The sequence below is a fragment of the Ensifer adhaerens genome (assembly GCF_013283195.1).
Lineage (GTDB): Bacteria > Pseudomonadota > Alphaproteobacteria > Rhizobiales > Rhizobiaceae > Ensifer > Ensifer adhaerens_G.
Window position 1 is genome coordinate 836,623 of the sequence record NZ_JABEKT010000002.1, and the last position, 18,105, is coordinate 854,727.

Annotated in this window: 13 protein-coding genes; 4 read left to right on the top strand and 9 right to left on the bottom strand. The window is 64.0% G+C overall.

What is annotated here, in order from left to right:
• Positions 1–1,833 carry an ABC transporter ATP-binding protein gene (locus LPJGGPFB_RS20280; RefSeq protein WP_345791054.1) on the bottom strand — a complete coding sequence of 611 codons (1,833 nt, stop codon included), beginning with the start codon at positions 1,831–1,833 and terminating at the stop codon, positions 1–3.
• A gap of 13 nt (positions 1,834–1,846) precedes the next feature.
• On the bottom strand, positions 1,847–2,431 hold the full coding sequence (locus LPJGGPFB_RS20285; protein WP_173421724.1) for a winged helix DNA-binding protein: 585 nt from the start codon (positions 2,429–2,431) through the stop codon (positions 1,847–1,849).
• Between the two features lie 121 nt (positions 2,432–2,552).
• On the opposite strand from LPJGGPFB_RS20285, the gene LPJGGPFB_RS20290 reads away from it, so the two are divergent.
• Both LPJGGPFB_RS20290 and LPJGGPFB_RS20295 read left to right on the top strand, forming a co-directional pair.
• Positions 2,553–6,173 (top strand): hydantoinase B/oxoprolinase family protein, encoded by a 3,621-nt coding sequence (locus LPJGGPFB_RS20290; RefSeq protein WP_173421725.1) that lies wholly within the window; start codon positions 2,553–2,555, stop codon positions 6,171–6,173.
• 283 nt (positions 6,174–6,456) lie between these two features.
• The gene (locus tag LPJGGPFB_RS20295; RefSeq protein ID WP_345791055.1) at positions 6,457–8,358 is read left to right on the top strand and encodes a methyl-accepting chemotaxis protein; all 1,902 of its coding nucleotides are present in this window, start codon (positions 6,457–6,459) and stop codon (positions 8,356–8,358) included.
• Between the two features lie 77 nt (positions 8,359–8,435).
• Here LPJGGPFB_RS20295 and LPJGGPFB_RS20300 read toward each other — a convergent pair whose 3' ends face one another.
• The 3 genes from LPJGGPFB_RS20300 to LPJGGPFB_RS20310 form a co-directional block, all read right to left on the bottom strand.
• Positions 8,436–9,980: an aldehyde dehydrogenase family protein gene (locus LPJGGPFB_RS20300; protein ID WP_210264528.1), complete on the bottom strand. Its 1,545-nt coding sequence runs from the start codon at positions 9,978–9,980 to the stop codon at positions 8,436–8,438.
• Positions 9,981–9,995: 15 nt separating this feature from the next.
• The gene (locus LPJGGPFB_RS20305) at positions 9,996–10,883 is read right to left on the bottom strand and encodes an NAD(P)-dependent oxidoreductase (protein ID WP_173421726.1); all 888 of its coding nucleotides are present in this window, start codon (positions 10,881–10,883) and stop codon (positions 9,996–9,998) included.
• A 153-nt stretch (positions 10,884–11,036) separates the two neighbouring features.
• Complete coding sequence (locus LPJGGPFB_RS20310) at positions 11,037–12,026, bottom strand: zinc-dependent alcohol dehydrogenase family protein (RefSeq protein WP_173421727.1); 990 nt, start codon at positions 12,024–12,026, stop codon at positions 11,037–11,039.
• A gap of 102 nt (positions 12,027–12,128) precedes the next feature.
• Here LPJGGPFB_RS20310 and LPJGGPFB_RS20315 point away from each other — a divergent pair, with 102 nt between their 5' ends.
• A complete protein-coding gene (locus tag LPJGGPFB_RS20315; RefSeq protein ID WP_173421728.1) occupies positions 12,129–13,028 on the top strand; it encodes a LysR family transcriptional regulator in 900 nt (299 codons plus the stop codon).
• A gap of 20 nt (positions 13,029–13,048) precedes the next feature.
• Here the strand turns inward: LPJGGPFB_RS20315 and LPJGGPFB_RS20320 are convergent, their stop codons facing one another.
• From LPJGGPFB_RS20320 to LPJGGPFB_RS20335, 4 genes are all read right to left on the bottom strand, one after another.
• A complete protein-coding gene (locus LPJGGPFB_RS20320) occupies positions 13,049–13,966 on the bottom strand; it encodes a LysR family transcriptional regulator (RefSeq protein ID WP_234902943.1) in 918 nt (305 codons plus the stop codon).
• A 24-nt stretch (positions 13,967–13,990) separates the two neighbouring features.
• Positions 13,991–15,148 (bottom strand): M20 aminoacylase family protein, encoded by a 1,158-nt coding sequence (locus LPJGGPFB_RS20325; RefSeq protein WP_173421729.1) that lies wholly within the window; start codon positions 15,146–15,148, stop codon positions 13,991–13,993.
• Positions 15,149–15,211: 63 nt separating this feature from the next.
• Positions 15,212–15,727, bottom strand: coding sequence for a hypothetical protein (locus LPJGGPFB_RS20330; protein WP_173421730.1), 516 nt, complete (start codon positions 15,725–15,727; stop codon positions 15,212–15,214).
• 17 nt (positions 15,728–15,744) lie between these two features.
• Positions 15,745–16,560, bottom strand: coding sequence for a DUF3100 domain-containing protein (locus tag LPJGGPFB_RS20335; RefSeq protein WP_173421731.1), 816 nt, complete (start codon positions 16,558–16,560; stop codon positions 15,745–15,747).
• Between the two features lie 464 nt (positions 16,561–17,024).
• Between LPJGGPFB_RS20335 and LPJGGPFB_RS20340 the strand changes: the two genes are divergently transcribed.
• The gene (locus LPJGGPFB_RS20340) at positions 17,025–18,050 is read left to right on the top strand and encodes an ABC transporter substrate-binding protein (RefSeq protein WP_173421732.1); all 1,026 of its coding nucleotides are present in this window, start codon (positions 17,025–17,027) and stop codon (positions 18,048–18,050) included.
• Positions 18,051–18,105 lie beyond the last annotated feature (55 nt).

The window sequence follows — 18,105 nt, forward strand, 5'->3', positions numbered from 1 at the left end:
TTACGCGTCCAGGGCCACGAAATGGCCTGGCGCGATCTCCTTGCGCGGTAGCACCGCGGGTTCTTGTCCGACACGCCGGATCGGGCTCGGGATCTCGCCCTCGATCATGCCGCGGTCACGACCCTTGCCGGGATCGGCGACCGGGACGGCCGAAAGCAGCCGGCGGGTATAGGGATGACCTGGGGTCTCGAACACCTGGCGGCGGCTGCCGAACTCCATCACCTGGCCGAGATAGAGCACGGCGACGCGGTGGCTCATGCGCTCGACCACGGCCATGTCATGGCTGATGAAGAGATAGGCGAGGCCTTCCTGCTCCTGCAGTTCCATGAACAGGTTGATGATCTGGGCCTGGATCGATACGTCGAGCGCCGACAGCGCTTCGTCGGCGATGATCAGTTTCGGCCGGGACGCGAGCGCGCGGGCGATGCAGACGCGCTGACGCTGGCCGCCGGAGAACTCGTGCGGGTAACGCTGGGCATGGGCGGAGGTCAGCCCCACACGCTCGAGCAGCTCGTCGACACGCTTTGCAATCGCCTTTTCGCCGAGGATCAGTCCATGGGTGCGGATCGGTTCGGCAATCGAGAAGCCGACGGTTTTGCGCGGGTCGAGCGAGGCGAACGGATCCTGGAAGATGTACTGGATTTCCTGCTTCAGCCGCTGGCGCTCGGCAAAGCTCATGGAGGACACCGGGCGTCCGCCAAAGAGGATTTCGCCTGACGTGGCGTTCTGAAGTTGCTGGATCGTGCGGCCGATCGTCGATTTGCCGGAACCGCTCTCGCCGACGAGCGCCAGCGTTTCGCCCGGGAATATGTCGAAGCTGACATTTTCGATGGCGTGCACGCGGTGCGTTGTCTTGCCAAACAGGTTCTTCTTGACGTCGAAGCGGGTGACGAGATCGCGCACCGACAGGATCGGTGCTGCGTCATAGCGCGCGGTGCGCTGGATATGCTCTTCGCCGACCAGCGTCGGCGCGCCGTCGATCATCATCGTCAGCGGCATGCGCTTGGGAAAGTCCTCGCCGGTCATGCTGCCGAGCTTCGGCACGGCGGACAAAAGCGTCTGGGTATAGGGGTGCTTCGGGTTGGCGAAGATCTCGGCGACCGGGCCTTCCTCGACCTTGCGGCCCTTCCACATGACGACGACGTCGTCGGCCATTTCGGCCACGACGCCCATGTCATGGGTGATGAAGATCACCGCCATGCCGAGCTCCTTCTGGAGGTCGCGGATGATGGTGAGGATCTGCGCCTGGATGGTCACATCGAGCGCCGTCGTCGGCTCGTCGGCGATCAGCAGCTTGGGGCGACAGGCAAGCGCCATGGCGATCATCACGCGCTGGCGCATGCCGCCGGACAGCTGGTGCGGATAACGGCCGACGAGTTCGGCCGAATCGGGCAGGCGCACCATGTCGAGCAGCCGGCATGTCTCGGTGAGCGCCTGCTGCTTCGTCATCTTCTCGTGCAGCATCAGCACTTCGGCGATCTGGTCGCCGATCGTGAACACCGGATTGAGCGACGTCATCGGCTCCTGGAAGATCATGGCGATCTCCTTGCCGCGAATGCTGCGCATCGCCTTCTGCGGTTCGACCGTCAGGTTCACCGCGCCGTTCTTGCCCTGGAACAGGATCTTTCCGGTCGGGAACTTTCCGCCCATCATGTCGGCAAGCCGCATGATTGACAGCGACGTCACCGATTTTCCGGAGCCGGATTCGCCCACGATTGCGAGCGTGCGTCCGGCGGTGACCGAAAAGCTCAGGTCTTCGACGACGGCATTGCCATTGAAGGCGACGGATAGGTTCTCGACCGCCAGCAGCGGGGGTGTCGTATCAGCAGTCACGCGATCTTCCTTGTCACAATGTGGTCGCGGCGCGCGCGGACTGTTCATAGGCACCCGACATGAAGCGCAGCACGGCGGCGATTTCCGAGAGCGTGTCCTCAGAGGGCCGTGCATTGGCCGTCGACGTCACGAGCAGGCGCTCGCGGATCTGTGCATAACGGGTGCAGGCCTCCGCACCCTTGTCGGAGATCTGAATGGTCTTTTCCTTGCCTTCCTTGCCTGTCGTGACAAGGCCGGCCGCCTCCAGCTTGCGGATGGCGTAGGTCGCCACATGCGTGTCTTCGATATCGAGCACGAGGCAGATATCGGCGAGCTTCTTGCCGCGGTCGCGGTGGCGGATCGTATGCAGGATCAAGATTTCTGTGGATGAAAGGCCGGGCACGCCGGCGGCCGCCATGCAGCGCACCATCCAGCGGTGAAACGCGTGCGAGGCGAGAATCAGACCGTACTCGACTTCCGAGAGACCAGGGGACCCCCCTTCGGCCAGATGTGCAGAGGAGACGATCGGCCCGATGGCCGCCACGGGCTTCATATGGCCGGGCAGAGCGTCCTGCGCCCACTCCCTGCCGTCAAAGCTCTCCTCAGACTTCTTCGTCATTCAGCACTTCCTCATCTTGACGATTTTATGTCATCATTTTATCGACATTTTGTCAACGAACTGCTTTGATGAATTTCGGAGCCGACCCGAGCTGGCGGCATACGAGTGAGAGGGATGGACGATGAGCGCACGCGAAACCGGCAGCTGGGACTTCTGGATCGACCGTGGCGGCACCTTCACCGACGTGATCGGCAGGGACCCGCAAGGCGTGCTGCATGCGCGCAAGGTGCTGTCGGAGAATCCGGAAGCTTACCGCGATGCGGCCGTGCAAGGCATCCGCCTGCATCTGGGCCTGCCGACCGGTGCGCCTATCCCGGCTGGCCTCATCAGCGAAGTGCGCATGGGCACGACGGTTGCGACCAATGCGCTGCTCGAGCGCAAGGGCGAACCGCTGGCGCTGGTGACGACGCGCGGCTTCCGCGATGCGCTTCGCATCGGTTACCAGGAACGCAAGAACATCTTTGCGACCGAGATCATCAAGCCGGAAGCGCTCTATAAGGACATCGTCGAACTCGGCGAACGGGTGCTCGCCGACGGTACGGTGGAGCAGGCGCTCGACGAGGCCGAGGCGCGCCAGGCCCTGACCGCATTGCGCGAGCAGGGCTACAACACCGTCGCGATCGTCTTCATGCATGCCTACAAGTACCCGGAACACGAGGCGCTCGTCGCCCGGCTCGCCCGCGAAATGGGCTTCGAACAGGTCTCGGTCAGCCACGAAGTCTCGCCGCTGATCAAATATGTCGGCCGCGGCGACACCACGGTCATCGACGCCTATCTCTCGCCGGTCCTGCGCCGCTACGTGGCACAGGTGTCGAGCGAGCTCGACGTCGCGCGCTCCGGCGCCCGCGTCATGTTCATGATGTCGTCGGGGGGCCTCACGGCCGCCGACATGTTCCAGGGCAAGGACGCGATCCTCTCCGGCCCGGCAGGCGGCGTCGTCGGCCTCGCCAAGACAGGGGAAGCTGCCGGTTTCGACCGCGTCATCGGCTTTGACATGGGCGGCACCTCCACCGACGTCGCGCATTTCGATGGCGAGTATGAACGCGCCTTCGAGACCGAAGTCGCCGGCGTGCGCGTGCGTGCGCCGATGATGCTGATCCACACTGTTGCCGCCGGTGGCGGCTCGATCCTGCACTTCGACGGCGAGCGCTTCCGCGTTGGCCCGGATTCGGCCGGCGCCAATCCCGGCCCCGCCTGCTATCGCAACGGCGGGCCGCTGGCGGTCACCGACGCCAACGTCATGCTCGGCAAGCTGATGCCGGAGTTCTTCCCGGCGCTGTTCGGCCCGGAGCAGAACGAACGGCTCGACGTCGAGACGGTGCGCCAGCGTTTCGCAGCGATGGCCGCCGAGATCGGCGATGGCCGCACCCCTGAGGACGTGGCCGACGGCTTCATCCGCATCGCGGTCGCCAACATGGTCGAAGCGATCAAGAAGATTTCCGTCCAGCGCGGTTACGACGTGACGCGCTACGCACTTAGCTGCTTCGGCGGCGCCGGCGGCCAGCACGCCTGCCTCGTTGCCGATTCGCTTGGGATGAAGAGCATTCTGGTGCATCCGATGTCGGGCTTGCTGTCTGCCTATGGCATGGGCCTTGCCGATATCCGCGCCACCCGCCAGAAGGCGCTCGGCGTCGCGCTCGACGACAACGCGCCGGCAGCGCTTGCAACGCTTGGCGCAGACCTGCAGGTCGAATGCCTGGGTGAACTCGAAGCGCAGGGGATCGCCCGCGATGAGATCCGCACCCATCTTCGCGCCCATATCCGTTACGCCGGTACCGATACGGTTCTGGCTGTCGATGCGACCTTCCCTGAGCATGACGATATCGCCCGCCTGCGTGCCGAATTCGAAACCTTGCACAAGCGCCGCTTCGGCTTCGTCGCCGACAACAAGGCGCTGGTGATCGACGCGGTCGAAGTCGAAACCGTCGGCGGCGGCGCTGCCCAGATGGAAGGCGAAGGCATGGCGACGACGGATGGCGCGCCAATGCTCAGCCGCAGCACCCGCTTCTATTCCCAGGGCCAGTTCCACGAGGCGCCGGTGGCGCTTCGCTCCGACATCAAGCCCGGCCAGCGCCTCGACGGCCCGGCGATCATCATCGAACCGAACCAAACTGTCATCGTCGAGGACGGCTGGCAGGCCGAACTGACCGCCAAGGACCATATCGTGCTTCGCCGCGTCAAGGCGCTGCCCGAACGCAGCGCGATCGGCACCAAGGCCGATCCGGTCATGCTCGAGATCTTCAACAATCTCTTCATGTCGATCGCCGAGCAGATGGGCGTGACGTTGCAGAACACCGCCTATTCCGTCAACATCAAGGAGCGGCTCGACTTCTCCTGCGCGGTCTTCGACACCAAGGGCAATCTGGTTGCCAACGCGCCGCACATGCCGGTTCATCTCGGCTCCATGGACGCCTCGGTCGCAACCGCGATCCGCGAGAACCCGGTCATTCATCCCGGCGACGTCTTCCTGATCAATGCGCCCTATAACGGCGGCACGCATCTGCCCGACCTGACGGTCTGCACGCCCGTCTTCGACGATGAGGGCAGAGAGATCCGTTTCTGGGTCGCCAGCCGCGGCCACCATGCCGATATCGGTGGTATTTCCCCAGGATCGATGTCGCCGCTTGCGACCAACATCGAGGAGGAAGGCGTCTATATCGACAACTTCAAGCTCATCGATGCCGGCCGGTTCTGCGAAGCCGAGCTTGAGACGCTGCTCAACGGTGCGCGTTATCCCGTGCGCAACATCGTCCAGAACGTCAACGACCTGAAGGCCCAGGTCGCCGCCAACGAAAAGGGCGTGGCGGAACTGAAGAAGATGATCGCGCAGTTCGGCGAAGATGTCGTGGAGGCCTATATGGGCCACGTCCAGGACAATGCCGCCGAAAGCGTGCGCCGCGTGCTCGACCAGCTGCCCGACGGCGAGTTCTCCTATGAGATGGACCAGGGTTGCAAGATCTTCGTGAAGATCACCGTCGATCGCGACAAGCGCGAGGCGACCGTCGACTTCACCGGCACGTCGGAGCAGCGCGGCGACAACTTCAACGCGCCGGCACCGGTCACCCGTGCGGCCGTTCTCTATGTTTTCCGCGTGCTCGTCGAAGCCGACATCCCGATGAATGCCGGCTGCCTCAGGCCGATCCGCATTGTCATCCCGGAAGGCACGATGCTGACCCCGAGCTATCCGGCCGCCGTCGTTGCCGGCAACGTCGAGGTCAGCCAGGCCGTCACCAACTGCCTGTTCGGTGCGGTTCAGAGTCAGGCGGGTGCCCAAGGCACGATGAACAACCTGACCTTCGGCAACGCGCATTACCAGTATTATGAGACCATCTGCTCGGGTGCGTCCGCCGGGCCAGGCTACAACGGTGCCGATGCGGTCCACACCCACATGACCAACTCGCGCCTCACCGATCCCGAGATCCTCGAGACCCGTTTCCCTGTCGTACTGGAGGATTTCCACATTCGCCGCGGCTCCGGCGGCAAGGGCAAATGGTCGGCCGGCGACGGCACCAAGCGCACGATCCGTGCGCGGGAAAAGCTCGATTTCGCCATCCTCTCGGGTCACCGCCGCGTTGCCCCCTTCGGCATCAAGGGCGGTGAGGCGGGTAATCTCGGCCAGAACCTCGTGCGCCGCAACGACGGCCGTACCGAGGAGCTGTCGGGCTGCGCCCACACCGTTCTGGAAGCCGGCGAGGCCTTTACCGTGGTTACGCCGACGGGCGGCGGCTACGGCAAGAACTGATCTCCCAAGACTGCTGCGGTGGTCTGCGGGCGGGCGAGCGATCGCCCGCCCGCTTTGCGTTGGCGACGGCGCTCGGCGCATGCCCGTGCCGGTCGAGCCGATCCTGGTATTGCTGTTTTAACGTTAATTTAAATTCGCAATTACTAAGGATAGCTTGGTCGGTGCGCCAATGATCTCCGCCTCCTCCCACGGAGCGCGCGCAACATTCCGGGTCTCCTCCCACCGGTTTGGCCGACCATGTCCAGCAAACCAGCGCGATCGCGACATCACAGGAGTCACGGCAGTGGCGTTCAAGAATTTATCGATATTGACCAAGGTCGGCCTCGTGGTCGTGGTCATGGGCCTATCCTCAACCCTGATCGCGCTTGCCGGCGCCCGCGGGCTGTCTTCGCTCGGAACGACGATCGTCGAAGTCGGCGCCCGCGAGGAAGCCGCCCGCGAGGCGATGGACCTCAGGGTCGACATCATCGCCATCAGCCGCATGACCTATCAGCTGGCAGCAACGCCCGCGAAGGCTTCCGAGTTCGGCGCCGAGACCGAAACGCGCGCCACCGAAATGCTCGCTCGCGTCACCAAGATCGAGGCGGTTGCCGACGATGCCGAGGACAAGCTCCTCAACGACATCCGCACGACGCTCAACAGTTACTTCGACGAAATCCGGGCGATGGTCGCCGTTGCCGGCTCCAATGGCGCGGACGCCGCCGCCGTCAAGGCAGCACTCGACAAGGCGCTCGACGCTCAGAAGATAGTCACCTCCACGGTCAAGGCCTATACCACCTATTCCGGCGAGGCGCTTGCAACGGCCCGTGCCGAGGCGCTGTCTTCCTCCTCCGTTGCGATGACGATCCTTCTGGCGGCGGCTGGCGCCTGTATCGTGTTCGGTATGGGGGCCAGCCTCGTCGTCGCCCGCCGCGGCATTGTGGTTCCGGTGCAGTCGTTAACCGCGATCATGAGCGAACTTGCCGACGGCAAGCTGGATGGCGATGGCGCTGACGTGCAGCGCCGTGACGAGATCGGCGAGATGGCCCGTGCGGTCGAGGTCTTCCGCAGGAACGCCATCAGCATGCGCGACATGAAGGCCCAGGAGGCGGTGCTGCACGCCCGCAGCAGCGATCTCCAGTCCAACATCAGCATCGTGGTCGCCTCCGCCGTTGCCGGCGATTTCACCGGCCGCATCACCAAGGACTACGATAACGAAGATCTCAATCGCTTCGCCGCCAGCGTCAACGAGCTGGTGTCGAGTGTCGATCTGACGGTCAACGAAGTCCGCCGTGTGGTGGCGGCGCTTGCCGACGCCGACCTGACGCAGAACATGCGCGGCGAATTCCACGGCGCCTTCGCCGAGCTTCAGACCAATGTCAACGCGACGATGGTGACGCTGCGCTCGACCATGCAGAACGTGCGCACGGCGGCCGGAACGATCAACGACAACTCCGTCGAACTGAGCTCGGCGGCCAACGATCTGTCCAAGCGCACCGAGCAGCAGGCGGCGGCTCTTGAAGAGACGGCGGCGGCGCTCGACGAAATCACCTCGACGGTCCGCACCGCTTCGCAGCGCGCCAACGAGGCCCATGAGATGGTGCGCGCCACCAAGGACAGTGCCGGCCGTTCCGGCGCGATCGTGCGCAGCGCGATCGACGCGATGGGTCGGATCGAGGATTCGTCCAACCGGATCAACCAGATCATTTCGGTGATCGACGAGATCGCGTTCCAGACCAACCTGCTGGCGCTGAATGCTGGCGTCGAGGCGGCGCGTGCCGGCGAGGCGGGACGAGGCTTTGCCGTTGTTGCCCAGGAGGTGCGCGAACTGGCGCAGCGTTCGGCCAACGCCGCCAAGGAGATCAAGACCTTGATCAACAGCTCGGCAAGCGAAGTCGAAAACGGCGTGTCGCTGGTGCGTTCGACTGGCGAGGCGCTGCTGGAGATCGAGACCCTGGTCAACAATGTCAGCGGCCACGTCAACACGATCGCCACGGCCGCACGCGAACAGGCAACTGCGCTGCAGGAGATCAACACTTCGGTCAACCACATGGACCAGATGACCCAGCAGAACGCGGCGATGGTCGAGGAAACGACTGCGGCGAGCGGAACGCTTGCTGAGGAAAGCCGTCAACTGCGCACGATGCTGGCGAAGTTCAAGCTCGAAGGTGCGGCAACACGCGAGAGCTGGAGCCGCGCTGCCTGACGCAAGGCGAGCGAAAGCAAAAGAGAAGGGCCGGCAATCAATTGCCGGCCCTTCTGTCATTTCGTCGTCCGGCTGCGTTACGCTTCCGGCGAATAGCCGAAGACCACCGCGGGATTCTCGGCGGTCTCGACCCAGACGCTCTTGGTCTGGGTATAGGCAAGCAGCGCGTCGCGGCCGCTGGAGCGGCCATAGCCCGAGCGGCCGAAACCGCCGAAGGGCGACATGACGCTGATCGTCTTGTAGCCATTGATCCAGAACGTGCCGGCCCGCACACGTGCGGCCATGCGGTGGGCGCGACCGACGTCTTTTGTCCAGACCGCGCCGGCAAGGCCGTAGGGATTGTCGTTGGCAAGCGCGACGGCCTCGTCTTCATCGTCGAAGACGGTGACGGCGACCACCGGGCCGAAGACTTCCTCACGCGCTATCGTCATGTCGGGCTTGACGTTGTCGAGGATGGTCGGGGCGAAGAAGAAACCGCCGGAGGACGAGAGTGCCGCCGGCTTGCTGCCGCCGGTCGCAAGGGTAGCACCCTCGGCCACGCCCTGCCGCACCATTTCGTCGATCTTTGCCCATTGGCGGGCATTGTTGATCGGGCCGATCTGGGTGGCGTCGAGATAGGGATCGCCGACGGGAATGCGCTCGGCGGCGCGGGCGTACCGCTCGACGAACTGTTGATGCACCGAGCGGTGGATCAGGAGACGAGAGCCGGCAACGCAGCTCTGGCCCGCACCGGAGAAGATCGCCGACTGTGCGCCGACGATGGCGCGGTCGAGATCGGCATCGGCAAAGACGATGTTGCCGGATTTGCCGCCGAGCTCGAGAATGCACGGCACGACGTTTTTCGCAGCCGCAGCCGCAATGGCAGATCCGGCCTGAGCCGAGCCGACGAAGACGACGAGCGCGGTCTTCGGGTGGGCGACCATGGCGGCGCCGGCCGTCAGGCCCGCCCCGGCGATGACGTTGACGAGGCCGCGCGGCGCGCCGCCTGCCTCGCAAAGCGCGCCGAGCACGAGCGTGCTGAGCGGCGTCAGTTCCGACGGTTTGATGACGACGCCGTTGCCGGCGCAGATCGCCGGGGCGATCTGCCAGCCGCCGGTAAAGAGCGGCGCGTTCCACGGCGTGATCTGGGCGACGACGCCGACCGGTTCGTGCCTGACATAGTTCAGGTGCGACGTTGGCACCGGGATGACCTCGCCATGCAGCTTGTCGCACCAGCCGGCATAGTATTCGAACATTTCGGCGACACGCAGCGCTTCGCCGCGGATGTCGCGGATCGGCCGGCCGGCGGACCGGCTTTCAAGCTCGGCGAGTTCCGGTGCGCGCTCGCGGATCTTGCGTCCGATCTCGTTCATCACCCGGCCGCGGGCGGATGCCGTCAAGGCCATCCATTCGCGCTGGGCGCGCGAGGCCGCGTCCATCGCCGCATCGATGACGGCGGCATCGGCGTCCTTGAACGTCGCGAAAACGGCGCCGGTTGCCGGGTCGGTCAGGTCCTGTTCAGGCCCTGAGCCTGTCACCAGCGTACCGTCGACATAGCTGCCGATCTCGGCTCCGGGCAGGAAGCCGTGGAAGAGTTCGCCGATACGCTCGGCCTTTGCGGCCGGCATGGTCATGTCGTTCATCGTCTTCCCCTGGTCTTATCGGTTGTCGTTGGCCGCAGCGCGGAAAGCGCCCATGCGGGTGAAATCATCGGCATTGTCGAGCGGACTTTCAGCCCAGAGCCGGGCAACTTCCACTGAGAGCGGCAGCGCGGCACCGGTGCGGCCGGCGAGTTCGCTTGCAAGCCTGACGTCCTTGCGCATCAGGCCCATGGTGAAGCCGCTGTCGAAGCGATCGTTCATCACCCAGGTCGGGAAATGCACGTCGCTGATCATCGATTTTCCGGAAGCAGCGTTCAGCACCTTCAACGCCTGTTCGGGCTCGAGCCCAGCGGAAAGCGCCAGCTTCAGCCCTTCGCCCGTCGTCACCATATGGGCGGCGGCGAGCAGGTTGTTGACGAGCTTGGCGACGTTGCCCGCACCGCTTGGGCCGACATGCAGCGCCTTCGCCGCCATCGCGTCGATAGCGGGCGCTGCGCGGGCAACATCGGCGTCACTGCCGCCGATCATCATCGTCAGCTTGCCGCTTGCCGCGCCCGCCGGGCCACCGGAGACGGGCGCGTCGAGGAAGCCGTGGCCGAGCGCGTTCAGGCCGGCGGCAAGATCGCGCGAAACGTCCGGCTCCGACGTGGATGTGTCGATGATGACGACACGACCGCTGGCAGCCTTGAGGGCGTCGAGATTAGCTTCGACGACAGCCGCGACATCCTTGGCGGTCGGCAGTGAGAAGACGATGAATTCAGTGCCGGCAAAGACGTCGGCCAGCGTTTCGCACGGCGTCACCCCGCCTTCGGCGGCGAGATTCCGCCTGCTGTCGGAAAGGTCGAAACCCTTTACTGCAAAGCCGTTGCTTGCGAGCGTGGTCGCCATCCCGAGCCCCATGGCTCCAAGCCCGACCACGCCTATGGCTGTGTCTTTCGTCGTCATATCCGGTTTCACCCTCAGCGTTTGTTTTGGTGCTGAGAAGGTGGCACGGGGTCTCTGGGGCCGGTAGACGGCGCTGCCGGTACACTGCGTTGCTGACCCTGCAACGTCGGCATGCGAAGGGGCAGGCGACTGCTGAGGGCCTGCCTCCGATCGTCAGACGGTGACGACGATCTTGCCGAACTGCTCGTTCGCCTCCAGATAGCGATGCGCCTCGACGATCTCTTCGAACGGAAAGGTTTTCGCGATTACCGGCTTGAGCGAACCCGATGCCAGGCCGTCGAGGATGAAGGCCTTGGCCGCTTCCAGTCGCCGGCGATCGCCGATAATTTCGTGGACGAGGTAGCCGCGCAGGGTCAGCGATTTGCTGAGGACGGGAAACAGCGGAAAAGGTGTCGGCTCGGGGCTGAGGCCGCCATATTCGATGAGAATGCCGCCGCGCGCCATCGCTGCCGTCAGCGGTTCGAAGATCGGTCCGCCGATCGGGTCGAACACCACCCGGATGCCCTCAACCCCGTTGATCTCCTTCAGCCGGCCCCCGAGGTCTTCCTCCGCGGAGGCAATGACATGCGCGGCGCCCGCGTTAAGCAGAGCCTGTCTCTTGGCGGAGGTCCGCGTGACGGCAATTGGCGTTGCGCCGACGAGGTTGGCGATCTGGATCGCTGCCAACCCGACACTGCTTGAGGCAGCGGTGATCACCACCGTATCGTCTTTGCCCAACCTGGCGATGTCGAGCAACGAGCCATAGGCGGTCAGATATTGCATCCACACGGATGCGGCCGCTTCCCAGCTGAGCGACGAAGGGTGCTTGACGACTTGCGAGGCGGGGAAGGTGACAAGCTCGCCATAGGCGGGCCAACGGACCATCGATATCGGCGGAATGACACTGACGGCATCGCCCGGCACAAATCCTTCTACCTTGTCGCCGATGGCCTCGATCACGCCGGCGGCCTCGAGGCCGAGACCGGACGGCAGCATCGGCGTTTCTATATACCGGCCCGAGCGCAACAGCGCCTCGGCGCGATTGAGCCCCAGGGCCTTGACGCAGATGCGGACCTCGCCGACAGCGGGCAAGGCGACATCGTGACTCTCGATGCGCAGGACTTCGGGACCACCATGCTCATGAAAACGAACGACGCGAGCCATGCTCTAACTCCATAATGACTGAACTGAATAAGCTATGCCTTTCCGTTTGATTTGGATAAATCATCGGTTACGCAGAACAGTAGAAACCAGGAGTTTCGAATTATGGATCGCCTCACAAGCATGACGGTGTTTGTCAAAGCGGTGGATCTCGGCTCGTTTGCAGCCGCCGCGGAGGACCTCGATCTCTCCGGGCCGATGGTCGGCAAGCATGTTCGATTTCTCGAGGAACGGCTCGGCGTGCGGCTGATCAACAGAACCACGCGCCGGCAGAGCCTGACTGAATTCGGCCGCGCCTATTATGATCGCTGCCGCGTCATCCTTGCGGAGGCGGAAGCCGCGGACGCGCTTGCGGCCGACCAGCTTGGCGAGCCGCGCGGCCGGCTGCGGGTCACCATGCCTGCGCTGCTCGGCCGGCGGTGCGTCGCACCGATCCTCATGGAATTTGCCCGCAAATATCCGGGGCTCGAACTGGAGCTGTCGTTTGGCGATCGCATCGTCGATCTTGTCGAGGATCGCTACGATCTCGCCATCCGCACCGGCGCTCTGGAGGACAGGGCAGGCCTGATCTCCCGCCGGCTTGCCAGCCACGGCATGATCGTTTGCGCTTCGCCGTCTTACGTCGAGCGCCACGGCGCCCCGCGACAGATCGACGACCTCAGCGGCCACCATGCCGTCATCTACAACCGCCCGGGATGGGTGCATCCCTGGCTGTTCCCGCGTGATGGTCGCTCGGCGCTGGAGGTGACGCCCGCCAATCGGTTGCGGCTCGACGATCTCGAGGCAGTGGCCGATGCCGCATCTGCTGGAATGGGACTGGCGTGGCTACCGTCGTGGCTCGTTCGTCAGCGCATCAGGGCCGGTGTTCTTGTCGAAGTGTTGCAGGATGAGCAGGGATACGTGTTCGACAACTATGCCCTGTGGCTGCGAACACCGCATCTGCCGCTGAAGGTTCGCCTGGCAGTCGATGCTCTGGCAGCGGCCCTGCCCAAGGCAATGATCTGAACGGGGTTGCCTGGTCGATGTTAGGCCCGAAAAGACTGCATCTCCAGCGCCAGGTGCTGGCCGAGTTTTTCCACCGACAGCGGTAGGCGCCGATGGGCGCGCACCATCAGATGGGCGCTTGCCTCGCGCAGCAGTGGATCTTCAAGATCGACCGCCTGCATGGCGCCACGGGCAATTTCGCCGGAGACGGCGGCACGCGGCAGGAAGGTGATGCCGAGACCCGAGGCGACGAAGCGGCGTAGCACTTCGATCGAGTGTGTTTCGAGCAGCGGCGCCAGCGCCATGCCGGCATCGGCCGCCACACGGGCGACGAGCTGGGTGACGCCATTGCCCTTGCCGAGCAGGGCGCAGGGCGAGGCCAGACAGTCTGCCAGCTTCAGCTCGGTGCGGGTGGAAAGCGCATGCCCGTTCGGAACGATGACGCAGAGCGGCTGGCGCGCGATTGCCAGCGCCCGGATGCGCGGATCGGTCAACGGCGTGTAGGCGATGCCGATATCGGCGTCGCTGTTGGCGATGGCATCGACCACATCCTCGGTGCTGCCGAGTTCGACGATGTAGCGCACGTAGGAATGCGCCTTCGAGAACGACGACAGCCCGTGCTCGACGAGGTCTGCCATGAACCCTTCTCCGCAACGAATGCGGATGCGGGTCTGCTGCACGCCGCGGATCTGATCGAGTTGCTCGGCCAACAGGCCGTTGTCCTCAAGGACACGTTTGCCATGTTCGAGGACCAGTTCGCCGGCATCGGTCAAGACGGTGCCGCGCGCAGTGCGTTCGAACAGGGCAAGGCCGATCTCGCGTTCGGTGTCGGCGATCTGGCGGCTGACGACCGAAGGCGCCAGCCCCATATGTTCCGCAGCACCCCGGATCGAGCCGATGCGGGCGACCGCCATAAAAATCTTGAGCGCTTTCGCGTCGAGCACGTCCATGGTGGTCATGGATGCGACGGAAACCGCTTGAGGTCAACGACCAAGAGACGAGGCGATCAGCCTTGTCCAGAGGTCAACGCCTTGCGCAATGATCGCGTCGTTGAAATCGTAGTGCGGCGAATGAAGGCCGGGATTGCTGCCGTCGCGGCGCGCACCGAGCCAGATGTAGCAACCGGGACGTTCCTCCAGCATGAAGGCGAAATCCTCCGCGGCCATGCTCGGAGCGGCATCGACGACGACAAGGGCGCCGTCCTGTGCTGCGACGGAACGCGCGAAGGCGGCGGACGCGGCATCGTTGATCGTCGCGGGATAACGGCGTTGATAGTCGAGATCGGCCGAACAGCCGAGGCCTTCTGCAACGGCTTCGACCAGCGTCCGCATGCGCTTTTCAAGAATGTCGCCCACGTCCTTTGCGAACCAACGGGTTGTGCCGCGGATGATGGCCTCCTGCGGGATGACGTTCCAGGCGTCGCCGCCATGGATCTGGGTCACGGAGAGCACGGCGGCATCGAGCGGCGAGACGTTGCGGCTGGCAATCGTCTGCAGCGCAGTGACGATCTGGGCTGCGGCAACCAGGGGATCGGCGCCCTCATGCGGCATGGCGCCGTGGGCGCCCCGGCCGGTGACGCGGATCTCGAACACGCCGAATGCGGCCATCATCGCGTCGTCGCGGGCAACGCAGGTGCCGACGTCCAGCGCCGGCCAGTTATGCAGCGCGTAGACGGCGTCAGTCGGAAAATCCCGGAATAGGCCGTCGGCGACCATGGCGCGGGCGCCGCCTTCGGCTTCTTCGGCCGGCTGGAAAAGGAAGTGGACGGTGCCGTCGAATTCCATCTCTGACGCCTGTCGCGCAGCGGCGAGCAGCATCGAGACATGGCCGTCATGACCGCAGGCATGCATCTTGCCCGCAGTTTTCGACGCGTAGGCAACGCCGCTGGCCTCGACGATCGGCAGTGCATCCATGTCGGCGCGGATGGCGATGGTGCGGGGGGAGGTGCCGCGCGACAGCGTGCCGACGAGGCCCGTGCCGCCATAGCCGCCTTTGACGTTAACGCCCCATTCGGCAAGCTTGGCGGCGATGAAGGCCGAGGTTTCGCGTTCCTCGAAAGCGAGTTCCGGATGGGCGTGCAGGTGATGGCGCCAGGCGATCGTTTCCGCGATACGGTCGGGGCTGATGTCGTGGCGGCTCATCTCGTTCATCCTGTTTTTGCAAATGGAAGGCCGGCCGCCAAGGCAGCCGGCCTCGTTTCTATCCTACTGGCCGAGCCGCAGGAACAGGTCGGCGACGACGACGGAGCCCATATAGGTGCCGATCATCACGCAGATCGCGACAATGACGATCTTCCAGCCGGATCGGCGGGCGATCGCAAATTCGCTGGCTGTCAGCGCAAGACCGCCATAGGCGAGCGCAGGCGTGGCGAGCGCCAGGAAGTTCAGGTGCTCGACCTGCTCGCTGACCCAGGCAGCACCCGGCACGCCCGGGATGGTGATCAGGATCGCGATCAGCGAGACCCAGGCGACGCTCGGCAGGTAGAAGGGCACGAAGCGCGCGAAGCCGAGGCCGATGATGCAGGCGACGTAAAGGACCGCCATGCCGGGCAGGGCGACGAGTGGCGACGTGCCGGTGCCGACCCAGTTGGCGATGAGGCCGATGGCACAGGCGATCAGCAGCAGCCCGGAATGCTTGACGACATCGATCTTGCGCTCGTCTTCTGCGTTAAGCGGCAGGTCGTCTGCAAGATTTGCGGTGGTGTTGGTTTGATTGGCCATTGTTCCTGTCTCCCCGATCAGGCTGTTTTGCGGTCGGACGGACGGGCCTTGTTGTAAAGCCATTCCGTCAGCGGCAGGGCGACGAACATGCCGACGTAAAGGCCGGTCGCGTAGGTCAGGATGTTGCTGGCTGCGGCGAGCGCCAGGATGATGTCCTTCTGGTCGGGAACGACGGCGACGAGACCGCCGGTGCAGGCAGCCAGCATCGAGCCGGAGCCGACGCCGCAGGACATGGCAAGCGCCCGCACGTCGAAAATGCCGAGGCCGTGCACGAGCGGCGGCATGATGGCGAAGACGAAGGTGCCGATCAGCGTTCCGGTGGCATAGACGCCCATGGCGCCAGCACCTTCCGGCGAGTTGAGGCCGTATTTATCGGCGATCAGCGCCAGGTTGGGCTCGCGGTCGATCGAGTAGGTGGCGCCGACCGCTTCGCGGCCCATCTTGAGCAGGAAGACGGCGACCGGGAAAGCGACGAGAATGGTGCCGAGATTGCCCAGCTCCTGCAGGACGAGTGCCGGCCCGGCCTCGATGATCTTGGAGATCTGCGGCCCGACCGTCGTGCCGAACTTGGCGATGAACGGCATGATCGCAACGGTGATCATGGCGCCGGAAAGCTTGACCGCATCCTTGGAAAGGAATTTGGCGCTGGCCTTGAAAATGGCGGGATTGAGCAGGATGCCGAGCGCGAAGGCGTAAAGGATCGGCAGGAAGATCACGGTTCCGAGGCCGATCGACAGGCGTTGAATGCCGATCAGCTCGCAGACGATGACGATCGCAAGCACAAGGACGTGCAGATAGAGCCCGCCCGTGGCGGCTCCGGGTTTTCCGGTCATGATGTTCTCCTCTGGTTGGGGACCAGTTGTTGTTCTTTGCCCAGATTTCACACTATGGGCTGAGGACAAATTCCGGCTAGCCGGTCGGCGAGCAACGAAGTGTTGCAGTTCCAGCAACAGCCGCTGAGCTGAAGGCGGCCTTTGAAAAAGCCGCGCGTCCTGTCTGTCATTTCATGGTTGCAGTCCTGCATTGGCGCCGTGCGGATGCGAATCGGGTTTTCGCCTGCTCTGGCTTTGGCATGCGCCGCCGCCGTGGCCAAGGGCGCATTCGACCAAGCCCGGACCAGAAGCCTGAAACACAACCGCTTTCCCCAGCAATCGGGCCGATCGGCGAAGCCAAATCCGCTCACCTGCGGTTTCAGGGCCAGAATCCTGGAAAACTCACCGAAAATCGCTGAAAACCCCCATTGAAATCGATTACATTTTCTGGCTTGATGGTCCTCGCAAGATTTTGGGAGGATCTTATGAAGAAGCTTATCGCCGTAGCACTCGGCACCGTCGCATCCATCGCCATCTCCGCTTCGCTCGCCAATGCCGAGACCTTCAAGATTGGCTTGTCCAATGGTTGGGTCGGCAGCGAGTGGCGCACGCAAATGATCGACGAGGCCAAGGCGGCTGCGGAAAAATGGAAGGAAAAGGGCGTTGACGTCGAAGTCACCGTCCAGAGCGCCAATGTCGACGTGCCCGGGCAGATCGCCCATGTGCGCAACTTCATTGCCGAGGGCGTCAACGCCATTATCATCAACCCGAACAGCCCGACGGCCTTCGACCCGATCTTCGCGCAGGCGAAGGAAGCGGGCATCCTGGTGATCGCCACCGACGCCGAAGTTTCGTCGCCGGATGCCACCTATGTCGGCATCGACCAGACGGCCTGGGGTGCTTCCGGTGCCAAGTGGCTGGCCGAAACGCTCGGCGGCAAGGGCAAGGTCGTTGCCATCAACGGTGTTGCGGGCCATCCGGCAAACGAGATGCGCGTTGCCGGATACAAGAGCGTCTTCAAGGACTATCCGGATATCCAGGTGGTCAACGAGGTCAACGCCAACTGGGACCAGGCGCAGGGCCAGCAGGCCATGCAGAACATCCTCGCGACCTATCCTGACGTCAACGGTGTCGTCGTGCAGGACGGCATGGCAGCAGGCGCCTGGAAGTCGATCATGGATGCCGGCAAGGCCAGCCAGATCGCCGCAACTGGCGAAATCCGCAAGGACTTCATCGATCTCTGGAGCAAGGACAAGCTGAACTCCGGCGCGACCGTCAACCCGCCAGGCGTCATGGCAAGCGCGCTCAACGTCGCCGTGCTCATGCTGCAGGGCAAGGAGCTGAAGGAACCGGCAACGGCCGGCCAGTACAAGAACGCCATGTACCTGCCGATCCCGTTCATCGACTCAAAGAACCTGGCGGACGCCGCCAAGCAGGTCGACGGCAAGCCGGGCTACTACTCCTACACCAGCGCTCTTTCGATCGAAGACGCCGAAGCGCTCTTCAAGTAAGCGCCCTAAGTCAGGCGGATCTGCTGATCCGCCTGACACCCCGGACCCGACCTTA